Origin of the sequence: Halorubrum yunnanense (assembly GCF_026586675.1) — an archaeon.
GTDB classification, from domain to species: domain Archaea; phylum Halobacteriota; class Halobacteria; order Halobacteriales; family Haloferacaceae; genus Halorubrum; species Halorubrum yunnanense.
Window position 1 is genome coordinate 1 of record NZ_JAODIX010000008.1, and the last position, 9109, is coordinate 9109.

Sequence of the window (9109 nt, forward strand, 5' to 3'; positions counted from 1 at the left end):
CGCCATCACCAACATAGAACCACTGTGTGAGCCGCTGTAACCGTGACTCAGCATCTATTCAACACAGCAGTTCTGAAACGATTTGTAAGATCCACCCCCGGATACGATTGTCAGCGTTAACAGAACGATCTCGTCGAGTACCGGAACCGGGTCAGGGACGATGAGATCGAGAATAAATAGACTTCCGATCAAGAGAAACATGACACCTAAAGTCGCTCCAAGGCCGATAGACCCCGCCGATTTTGCCGTACTGCTCATGTTCCCGTATCGAGTAGACTAATTAATATATTTTTGGCAGGAGTTGCCACTGGCAACTCGGACGACCATCTCCTCACCCTTCCAGAGCAGACGGATGCATGCCGAACGGGGCGGTCTACTCTGAAATCTGGAACCGCTCGATTCCGTTTGACCCACACTTCGGGCACTCGTCTGTGCCCGACGTGAGAGTCTCGCCGCACTGGCGGCATTCCACGACGACCTCTGTCTCGTCACCGGGCAGGAGCCGAGTAAGTACCGTGCGGACACTCATGGAATCTGAAATTTCGGCGGCTGTGAGTTAATGCTACCGGTGGTCTGTATCTACCGGAAATGCGGTGCGTTTGACCCGCCAAACCGCCAAAATCACAGGTTCAATGCCGATTGACATTCGTGTTGAGAAAGTACCGTCACACGCCGTTTCCGCCCCTTTCCGTGAACGCCGATGAATCGTCTCTCGGTCGCTGTTCGGAGTGTGGTGGTCGAGCTCCGGAATACCAACACCCGAGGGACGATCACCATTCCGCCGTTTTCGACCCGAGACCGAACCGACTACGCTGTTCGTGTACCGTACGGGCGTCCCGTCCCGGCGTTCTCGGAACGACCGTTCGTGTCGGTGATCGAGACGAGCTTCCAGTTGAGGGGCGGTGAACCGACTCGGGGTCAGGCCTCGAGACATTCGCCTCGGTTCTCCGCGGATCGCCGAGTGTTCACGAAAGATACTCAGTCGAAGAACCGCTTTGCTCCGCTGTGAGCCCTCCACTCTCCCGTCGTCGCTTCCTTGCGCTCTGTGCCACAGGCAGCGGTGCGTCGCTCGCTGGCTGTTCGACTGCTGATCGGTCGGACGATACCGTGGACGGACTGGTATGGCAAAAGAAGGCACAGGTTGAGATCGGTGAGGCGGACTCGTCCGTCCTAACCGACGTCCTCCGGTTGCAGTTCGACCCCGACCGAGACGAGGTCTTCGGGGCCTTCGACCCGGCGTACGTTGACGGGGCCATCGACGACGCGTCAGTCACCGTCTCGTCGGAGCTACATGACACTCTGACCACCGAGTTTAGTCAAGTGAACTACGAGATCAAGATGGGGCCGGTGAACGATGCTGGGGAACACCTGCACGCGCAGGCCCGGCGGACCGCGTTTAACGACTTACCCCTCGCGAGAGAGGCGTCCGTCGAGAAGTTCTGGGTACAGGCCACTGACGACCTCCGTGTCAGGTACGTCCGCGCAAAAGAGACTGAGCCGCCTAGCCAGCCGCCAGCAACCACTGAGATGAAGCGACTTGATCTCAGCGAAAGCTCCGAGGACCACTGACTGGACCGGTCCTCACTCTCCGGAGACCGCGTCGCTGCTCGGGGTCAGCCGGTCAGTCGCGAACGGCCGGGAAGCAGTCCCGACGGACAGACAAGGCGTTCTCTTAGCCGAGGAGCGAAAACAAAACATAGGACCCCACGAGCGACATCATCGGCGTGATCACCCAGAGTGTCACGACGCGAGCTGCCGCTGCGTGGTGAAACAGACCTTCGGCGGACAGTTCTTCTGGGTCTATCTCGCCGACGCTAGACACCCCCTCTCCGGACGCGTGCTGCCTGTCCGGGTTAGGAGTCTTGCCTGCAGCGAGTTCGCCCACGGTCGGGCCCGCAGCGACATCCTTTTTGTTTTCAATTGGATGAAGTTTGAGTGCACCAGTTGTAAACTGTGGAGCGGACTCATCGGCAGGAGACTGTCTGATTATTTCCGTAAGCGTCCGCGCTCGGCTCGCACGGCCCCATCCGAGGCCGATGATACAACTGGTCGTACTCACGGCGAGACTCGCCGGAATCCCGAGCCATGAGAGGACGGTGATGATCGTCGCACCGACGCTCGAAACGATAAGCGCGGCCAGAATTGGCATCTCAGTAATATCGTTGCCAACGGTCGCCAGCGTCCGTCGGGCAATCGTGAAGCCGCCCACGCTGATGGCCCCGATTGCGAGGAGAATCGCCGGGCTGGGGTCGAGGGACCCGTTACCGACAAGCGGGGCGACTGCGTTCGCCGCGTTCGAGGCTCCGGCGCTGAACCCCATGTAGCAGGCAATTGCCACCACAAGCGCCGATCCGGCCAGATCCCGAGGCGAGACGGTATCGTTGATCGATAGCCGTGGGAGTCTCCCCTGGGTATCGACTGCGATCAACGGGTTCCTAAGGCGACCAAATTCGAATTTAGCGTCGAGATGTGGGTACAGGTATCTGCGGATAAATGCACCTGTGAAGACAGCGATCAGTGGGGCGACGATCCATGCCGACAGGATGGTAAACATCAGCGCAGTGTTGAGCGTCCCCGTTGCCAATCCGAGTCCGACGATTGCTGCGACAGCTGTCATCGAGGTTGACGCCGGCACACCGTAGAGGTTCGAGATCAGGAGTGCGAGCCCGATAAAAAAGAGGACGCCAACACTTGCTGCGGGTGTGAAGGCCGCTGGATCGACGATTTCGGAACTCATTGTCGTGATGACCTTCCGTCCGATCGTCCACGCTCCGAGGAATGCGAACACGGTAAACAGGGCTCCGGCAGTGACTTTTCTGACGGCCCGGCTGCCGACTGCCGGACCGAAGGCAACACCGGTTGATGACCCCCCGATATTGTACCCGACGAATACCGCCACCAGCAGACCCACGAGAATGAGTAATTCTGTCACGTATGTGCCATCAAGTCGCACGCGAAAAAGTAGTGCCGTTTCACTGCGAAACTGTCGGCTCTGACTGATAGAAACAGTAATGCCAAGGTTTAGGACCTCACGACGGGATTCCCAGTAGCCTCTACCGACTCGCCTCCACACGGGTTGCTCAAAGAGCAGTGACCGATATGCGCGCTGTGTATCCGGCACGATCGCTGAGATATATCACCGATCGAGAATGGCAATAGAACTCGGTATCCGGAGCTAACAGCAGGCGGAGGAACCGCCGCTTTCGACGACCATCGCTTATAAATGAATACGGCGGCGACGCCGCAGCGAAGGAGCGGTGGCGGCTGAGCGGTGAGCACAATGGGCCGCACAAGTCGTCGCGGCCGGGGATTCAATCCGGCTCACCGCCGCTCCGCACACCTTATAAACGACTCGCCCGAGTTCGTACGCGTGGACCTGCACGTCCGGTACGAGGGCGACGACGACCCCGACAAGTGTACGGCCCGGAAGCTCGCGCGGTTCGACCTCGCGGAGCTCCACCGCTCCGACCGCGCCACGCCGTACGGCGTCGTGCTCAACCCCCACGCTGAGCGCGCGCTCTCGCCCGCCGACGCCGAGGTCGCGGAGCAAAATGCGCTCGTCGCGCTCGACTGCTCGTGGGAGTCGGCCGAGGAGAAGATGTTCTCGCTGCCCGGCGAACACCGCGCGCTCCCGTACCTCGTTGCCGCCAACCCCGTGAACTTCGGGCGGCCGATGCGGCTCACGACCGTGGAGGCGTTCGCGGCCGCGCTCGCGATCCTCGGTGACCCCGACCACGCGGAGCAGGTTATGGCGAAGTTCACCTGGGGCGAGACGTTTCTCGACCTCAACGAGGAGCCGCTCAGGCGGTACGCCGACTGCGAGGACTCCGCCGAAATCGTCGCGGTCCAGCAGGAGTACCTCGATCGGGAGTGACCCGGCGAGCGCCCCGGACGAGGGGGGAGTCGGTACCGGCACCGAACGAGGGTGCGGCAAGCCTTTTGCCCGAATCGCACGTATCGGTCGGCGATGGTATCCACTGGTGACACCGCACCCGGCATCTCGGCGACGATCGGCACGAGCGACCACGAGCCGTTCGAGCTCGACGACCACCTCGGCGACGGAGCCGTCGTCCTTGCCTTCTTTCCCGGCGCGTTCACGCCGCCGTGCACGAACGAGATGGTCGCGTTTCAGGAGCACGCCGACGCCTTCGACGAGGCCGGCGCGACGGTCTTCGGAGTCAGCGCCGACTCCCCGTTCTCGCAGGGCGCGTTCCGCGAGGAGCACGGGATCGAGTTCGACCTCGTGAGCGACATGGGCGGCGACGCGATCCGGGCGTACGACCTCGAGATCGACATCGCCGAGCTCGGCCTCCACGGGATCGCGAACCGCGCCGTGTTCGTGCTCGACGACGACGGCGAGGTCGTCTACGACTGGATCGCCGACGACCCGACCAACGAGCCCGACTACGAGGCGGTCCTCGACGCGGCCGAAAGCGCGTAGCACGTCGCTCATCGCGGAGTAGCGGATTCGGTCACTTTTCCGTCGATCATTTATAATCGACTGACGGAATATCGAGGGGAGACACCTCCAACGCCCCAGCCGCTCGGTACTACGCGATCGACCACTCTGCGGTACACACCTCCAACGCCCCAGCCGCTCGGTACTACGCGATCGACTACTCTGCGGTACACACCTCCAACGCCCCAGCCGCGAGGCGGACGCACGCTCGCTGCGGTCCTCGGTCACTCGCTACGCTCGTTCCCTGCGGTCCTTGCGTCGCCTGCGTCCGCCTCGCGGCTGCCCCTTTGAGTCCCGCCCCACACAGCACCGCACCTCACGCCTCCCCAGCCTCGTCAGTCGCCCTCGGCGTTGCTTCGGGCGACTGACTCCCTCGCGTGGCGCTCCTCGTGGCCTATCGGCCACTCGGAGGCGCGCGCCAGTTGGTGAATACTCGCCGTCGCGACCGTTCGGACCGCGGACGCCCGGACTCGACGGGACCGAGAGGGTCGGACCCATTTACCGACCGCTTCGACGATCCGAATTTAAATCCCGACCGCCCGAACGGCCGCGTGTGCCCTCGGAGTCCGACGCGTCCGTCGACGGGACAGCGCCGCCGATGGACCGAGAGATCGACGCGGATTCAGCGGGCGATTCGGCCGCGACTCGCGGCTCCGATTTCGACCCTGCCCCCGACCTCTCCCCCGTCGAGTGGGGGCCGGTCCGTTTCGAGCGCCTCCGGTCGCTGGCACTCGGCGCGAGCGCGACCGTGGGCGGACTCGTCCTCGCTGCAGTGCTGTTCGCCGCCGTCGGCGTCGCCGCCTCGCTGCTCGGCGGGGGCGGGCCACCGGCGTCGACGTGGGCGCTGCTCGTCGTCCTCCTCGTCGGCGGTCCGATGTCGCTGCTCTACTGGCTGGTGGCGTACGACCGGACGTCCCCGGAGCGCCGCCGAGAGCTCCGGTCGCAGTTCGGCGACTACTCGCTCGACCTCTCGGAGTTCCGGCTCGGCTGGACGCTCGCCGGGGCGGGAGCCGTGCTCGCGGTCGCGGTCGCGGCGATCGGACCCGGACCCCTGTCCGCCGCGCGGTCGCTGCTCTCGGCGTTCGCCCCGGCGCTCGTTTCGGTCTTCCTGTTCCTCCCGATACTCGCGGGCTCGCGCGGGAGCGACCTGCGGCTCGATCCGGTCGCCGAGACGGTCGAACGGACCTCCCGGAGCCACGACCGGACGCGCTCGGACGACCTCGGGTCCGTGGTCCGGACGCGCCGGATCGACTTCCCGTGGACGACCGCGTTCCTGCTCGCGTACCGCGGGAACGCCTGGTACCGGTCGACGCCGTGGCTGTTCGTCCCGACCGAACTCGCGGACGACGTCGAGCGGGGGCTGGACGCGACGCTCGCCCGGAGCGACGGGCCGGACCGAGCCAGCGTCCCGGAGCGCGTCATCCTCGCGATCGCGGGCTCCGCCTCGCTCGTCGTCGGCCTCGCGATGACCCTCGCGGCGGGCGAGGCGGCGGCCGGACTCCTTCTGACGCTCCTGACGGCGCCGTTCAGCCTCCTCTTCCTCGCGCTCGCGGCCCGGCTGTGACTCCCGTCGGCAGCGAGGGGCGGTGGAGCGCCGACACCGGACGTGCCACCCCCTACCACGCGACTCATATAGTCGGCGGCCATAACCTCTCACATGGAGAGAAAGCGTCTGGAGAAGGCCTTTGCGGCGGAGTTCGGCGGCACCGAGCCCGAGCGGCGATCGGTCGTTCGCGCGGCCTGCGACCTCGCCGACTCCGGGCGACCCTCGGAGGACCGGGGACACGCGCTCACCGTCCCCGGCGTGGTCGACCACCTCGGCGACGCGCCCGACGGCTCCTCGCTCGTCGAGCGCTGGAACTGGTGGCTCGGCGCGCTCGAGGCCGCCTACGGCGGATACGACTACTTCAGCGTCCGGTTCGTCGAGGACGACGAGGAGGCGGGGCTCCGGCGGTAGGTCGGCGGCGCGGGAGGTCAGGAGTGCGAGAAGTCGGGAGCGTGGGAGGCCCGTATTGCGGGAGCGCAGTCGAAACCGGGATCGGAACGAAGATCGACGGCGTTCGCCGACGACACGTTTACTTTCAGTTTCACTCCGGGGATGGCTCGGTTATAGGGGCGTTCCGGTCGACGATGTAGATATGAGCGCGAGCACTCACGACCGGCCGCGGCACGCGGCGCCGACGCGGAAAGACGTCACCGACTGCCGAACGGACCGGATCGCCGACCGGGTTCGGATGAACCGCGTGCGCGGGAGCGAGGTGGCGCTGGAGCGCCGCGGCGGGCGGACGTTCCTCGTGACGCTGCCGTCTCGGTAAGGAGTCGAAAAGGGGAAGTCGTCGATTGCGCGGAGCGCGTCAGTCGTCCGCGGCGAGCGGGCTCCGCGCGCTGTTGCCGTCGGAGAGCAGGCTGTCGAGGCCGACCCCGAGCGACTCGTCGGTTCGCGCGACCGACTCCTCTCGGGGCGTGTCGGTCATCAACGCCCGGATCGCGTCGACGTTCTCCGGGACGACGTCGGCCTCCTGGTGGACGTTCTGGAACAGGTACAGGTCCCGTCCCTCCACGCTTATCGACTCCTCCCAGACGCAGTTCTCCCAGAGGTCGCCGCGCGGGCGACCGACGTCGGCGGCGTAGTCCTTCAGCGCGCCGGCGCCGTCAATACCGGCGCCCTCGGGGATCAGGAACAGCCGACTCTCGTCGGCGAGGAGCGCGCCGACCGCGGCGGCGCTGGGGTCCCCGTCGAGCGTGACGTTGACGCTGTGGGTGTGCATCGCCGTGACGGGAGCCCGGAGCGCGGCCGTGTCGACGTCGACGTCCGAGAGGACCGTGTTCACGTCGGGGCCGTGGTGGGAGGGGACCGTCCGCGGATCGGGCACGACGTCGTTGATCGGCCCGCGGTCGGTCTCGCTCGGGTCGCCGCCGCGCCGGACGAGCGTCACGCGCGCCTTCTCGATGCCGTACGCCTCGTCGAGCGGCGCGAGGAGCCGGGAGAGCCCGGTGGTGTTACAGGAGACGACGCGGAGCGAGTCGGCGCCGCGGGCGACCTCGTAGCTCCCGCGGGCGTTGAACGAGGCATCAGCGATCCCGGCGTCCTCGCCGCCCTGGTAGATCGCGGGCACGCCGTGGGCCTCGTAGATCGATCGGTTGCGCTCGCCGATCCCGGAGGGACAACAGTCGACGACGACGTCGACGGCGTCGAGGAGGTCCGAGAGTGTCCCCGTCACCTTGAGGCCGGCAGCCTCGAACTGGTCGGCCCGGTCGTCGATCGCGACGTAGAGGTCGTATCCGCGCCGAATTGCGGCCTCGGCCCCGTAGTTCGGAGTCGTCTTCGTCACGCCGACGAGTTCCATGTCGGCCTGGGCGGCGACCGCGTCCGCGACCCGTTTCCCGATCGTGCCGTAGCCGTTGACGCCCACGCGTATCATGGAGTTCACTCGATTCCGTACCGGGATAATCTTTTCGAGGGTTTTGGAAAGAAATTAACTACGGCGTGAGTAATCAGTCGGTTGATTCGCGTGACGCGAGTATGTAACTGAGTTTCGAAAGGGAGTAAAATAAACAAGTGGGAAGGATTTACCCCCGCGAGACCCGGAGATCAGGCATGAGCGCAGACCTCGCAGAGGCGGCCGCGACCGCCGTGAACCAGTGTCTGAACGTCGCGCCGGACGAGTCGGTCGTCGTCGTCACCGATGACGAGCGCGAACCGATCGGCGAGGCGCTGTACGAGGCCGCGAGCGCCGTCAGCGGCGACGCGACGGTCCTCCGATACCCGCCGGCCGAACAACACGGCACCGAGCCGCCCGCGCCCGTGGCGGCCGCGATGGCCGAGAGCGACGTCTTCCTCGCGCCGACGACGAAGAGCCTCAGCCACACCCGCGCTCGGGGGGCCGCCTGCGACGCCGGTGCCCGCGGGGCGACGCTCCCGGGGATCACCGCCGAGGTGTTCACCACCGGACTCGACGCCGATTACGCCGCCATCGAGGCCGCGTGCGACGACGTGCTCGCGCAGGTCACCGGCGCCGACGAGGTCCGCGTCACCTCGCCTGCGGGCACCGACGTCACATTCGGGATCGGCGACCGCGAGTGGCTCTCGGACACCGGGATGGTGCGCGACTCCGGGGACTTCTCGAACCTGCCGGCCGGCGAGGTCTTTGTCGCGCCCGAGACCGCGACCGGAACCTACGTCGTCGACGGAACGATGATGCCCCACGGGCTGCTCGACGAGGACCGAACGCTCACGTTCGAGGTCGACGACGGTCAGGTCACGGCCATCGACGACGACGCGATCCGCGCCGACGTCGAGGCGGCCGCGGAGTCGGTCGGCGACGCCGCGTACAACCTCGCCGAGCTTGGGATCGGGACCAACGTCGGCGTCGACGAACTGGTCGGCTCGGTCCTCCTCGACGAGAAGGCCGGCGGCACGGTCCACATCGCGATCGGCGACAACGCCGGGATCGGCGGGGAGACGGACGCGCCGGTCCACCTCGACGGCATCCTCCGTAACCCGACCGTCTACGCCGACGGCGAGGAGGTCGAGCTGCCGACCGCGTAGGGGTGGGCGCATCGGAGACGAGTTATTCACTTATAAATAGCCGATACGGTGGCGCGCCTCCGAGTGGCCGATAGGCCGCGAGGAGCCCGCGAGGGAGTCGG

10 protein-coding genes are annotated in these 9109 nt (G+C 65.8%); 7 read left to right on the forward strand and 3 right to left on the reverse strand.

Going from position 1 to position 9109, the window contains the following annotated elements; genetic code table 11:
* Positions 1-54: 54 nt before the first annotated feature.
* Positions 55-258: a DUF6116 family protein gene (locus tag N5096_RS02170; protein WP_267662700.1), complete on the reverse strand. Its 204-nt coding sequence runs from the start codon at positions 256-258 to the stop codon at positions 55-57.
* Between the two features lie 849 nt (positions 259-1107).
* Between N5096_RS02170 and N5096_RS02175 the strand changes: the two genes are divergently transcribed.
* Positions 1108-1569 (forward strand): hypothetical protein, encoded by a 462-nt coding sequence (locus N5096_RS02175; RefSeq protein ID WP_267662701.1) that lies wholly within the window; start codon positions 1108-1110, stop codon positions 1567-1569.
* A 103-nt stretch (positions 1570-1672) separates the two neighbouring features.
* On the opposite strand, the gene N5096_RS02180 is transcribed toward N5096_RS02175, so the two are convergent.
* Positions 1673-2932: an inorganic phosphate transporter gene (locus tag N5096_RS02180; protein WP_267662702.1), complete on the reverse strand. Its 1260-nt coding sequence runs from the start codon at positions 2930-2932 to the stop codon at positions 1673-1675.
* A gap of 438 nt (positions 2933-3370) precedes the next feature.
* On the opposite strand from N5096_RS02180, the gene N5096_RS02185 reads away from it, so the two are divergent.
* From N5096_RS02185 to N5096_RS02205, 5 genes are all read left to right on the forward strand, one after another.
* Positions 3371-3874, forward strand: a complete 504-nt coding sequence (locus N5096_RS02185; RefSeq protein WP_267662703.1) for a DUF367 family protein — start codon at positions 3371-3373, stop codon at positions 3872-3874.
* Between the two features lie 93 nt (positions 3875-3967).
* Positions 3968-4441 (forward strand): redoxin domain-containing protein, encoded by a 474-nt coding sequence (locus N5096_RS02190; protein WP_267662704.1) that lies wholly within the window; start codon positions 3968-3970, stop codon positions 4439-4441.
* Positions 4442-5012: 571 nt separating this feature from the next.
* Complete coding sequence (locus tag N5096_RS02195; protein WP_267662705.1) at positions 5013-6023, forward strand: hypothetical protein; 1011 nt, start codon at positions 5013-5015, stop codon at positions 6021-6023.
* Positions 6024-6116: 93 nt separating this feature from the next.
* On the forward strand, positions 6117-6416 hold the full coding sequence (locus tag N5096_RS02200; protein WP_267662706.1) for a WNWW family protein: 300 nt from the start codon (positions 6117-6119) through the stop codon (positions 6414-6416).
* Between the two features lie 181 nt (positions 6417-6597).
* On the forward strand, positions 6598-6774 hold the full coding sequence (locus tag N5096_RS02205; protein ID WP_267662707.1) for a hypothetical protein: 177 nt from the start codon (positions 6598-6600) through the stop codon (positions 6772-6774).
* A 39-nt stretch (positions 6775-6813) separates the two neighbouring features.
* Here N5096_RS02205 and N5096_RS02210 read toward each other — a convergent pair whose 3' ends face one another.
* Positions 6814-7881, reverse strand: a complete 1068-nt coding sequence (locus tag N5096_RS02210; RefSeq protein ID WP_267662708.1) for a type II glyceraldehyde-3-phosphate dehydrogenase — start codon at positions 7879-7881, stop codon at positions 6814-6816.
* 176 nt (positions 7882-8057) lie between these two features.
* Here N5096_RS02210 and N5096_RS02215 point away from each other — a divergent pair, with 176 nt between their 5' ends.
* On the forward strand, positions 8058-9008 hold the full coding sequence (locus tag N5096_RS02215) for an aminopeptidase (protein ID WP_267662709.1): 951 nt from the start codon (positions 8058-8060) through the stop codon (positions 9006-9008).
* Positions 9009-9109 lie beyond the last annotated feature (101 nt).